Origin of the sequence: Mycobacterium sp. 1482292.6, assembly GCF_001672995.1 — a bacterium.
GTDB lineage: Bacteria > Actinomycetota > Actinomycetes > Mycobacteriales > Mycobacteriaceae > Mycobacterium > Mycobacterium europaeum_A.
Genome location: NZ_LZKV01000103.1, coordinates 1 through 1357 on the forward strand (window position 1 = coordinate 1; position 1357 = coordinate 1357).

1 protein-coding gene is annotated in these 1357 nt (G+C 61.6%); it reads right to left on the reverse strand.

The window, feature by feature from the left end; all coding sequences use genetic code 11:
- Positions 1–13: 13 nt before the first annotated feature.
- The gene (locus A5624_RS11180; protein WP_066866065.1) at positions 14–1096 is read right to left on the reverse strand and encodes an IS110 family transposase; all 1083 of its coding nucleotides are present in this window, start codon (positions 1094–1096) and stop codon (positions 14–16) included.
- Positions 1097–1357 lie beyond the last annotated feature (261 nt).

The window sequence follows — 1357 nt, forward strand, 5'->3', positions numbered from 1 at the left end:
GACGTGGATGCTCCTATGCAGCGTCAAGTGTGTCGAGTGATGGGTTGAGGTCGGCTTGGAGGGCTCGGTAGAGCTCGCGCACGACGGCTCGTTTGAGGCAGCGGATGACTTCTTTTTTGGATTTGCCTTGTTCGGTTCGTCGGTGAAGGTAGCGCTTGGTGGGTTCGTGCCATCGCATTCGGTTGATGATGATGAGGTGGATCGCGCTGTTTGCGTCGCGGTCTCCGCCGCGGTGGAGGCGATGTCGGGTGGTGTTGCCGCTGCTGGCGGGGATGGGCGCGACGCCGCAGAGTCGAGCTAGTGATGCTTCGGATTTGAGCCGGTCGATGTTTTGGCCGGCTGTGGTGAGGATCTGGCCGGCTGCTTCGGTGCCGACGCCGTTGATGGCCAAGAGGTTTGGGGTATTGCGGGTGAGGAGATCGTCGAGTTCTTGGTTGGCTTCGGTGATTTCGTCGTCGAGCATCTGGATGCGTTTTGCCAGGCGGCGCAGCATGCGGCGGGCGTTGATGGTGGGGTCGTCGAGGGCGGCGTCTTTGGGGATGCGTAGTTGTGCGCAACGGAGCACTAACGCGGCCCGGTCATAGCCAGATAACTTCGCGCGCAGTCGTTCGGGCGCGCATCCCAGCAGACCGTGGATCTGATTGAGGGCGGATCGGCGTGCTTTGACCGCGCTGCGGCGGGTGGCGCGTATTTGTCGGACGGCTTCGACGTAGCCCTGGCGGGCTTTGGGTGTGGTGGTCGCGGACTCGCTTAAGACGGCCCGTGCGGCGTTGATGGCGTCTATTGGGTCGGATTTTCCCTGTCGGCGCCGGTCCTGGCGATTAGGTCGTGATACCTCGATCACGGTGATCTCGTGAGCCTGCAGGTAGCGTTGCAGTCCTGCGCCGTAGGAGCCGGTCCCTTCGAGTCCTGCTTTGATGACGATTCCGTGAGAACCCATCCAGGACAGCAGTTTCTGGTAGCCGGCTTGCGTGGCAGCGAACTCGTGGTCGGCGAGCAGTTTTCCGGTGTTGGCGTCCAGCACTGCGGCGTGATGGGTCCGTTTGTGGGTGTCGACTCCTGCGACGATGTGACGAGATGGGGGTTTGGTTGTCATGCTGGTGATTGCCGTCCTCTATTTCTGGGTGGATGGGTGGCGTCACCGGCGTTGGCGGTTGGACACAACAGAGATGGGCAGCTTGTGGGTGCAAGCTCCTATGAAGTCACAGCCGTCGCGTCGGTGACGTCGAGCACGTCACTCGCGGCGCCAGTCGACAAATCCACGCAAGGACAACCAAGCGGCGTCAATGGACTTCAGAGTCAGACCACCGCCGCGAGCGACCTCCCATTCTCTCTGTGGACTTCGCAGTAGTAGCCG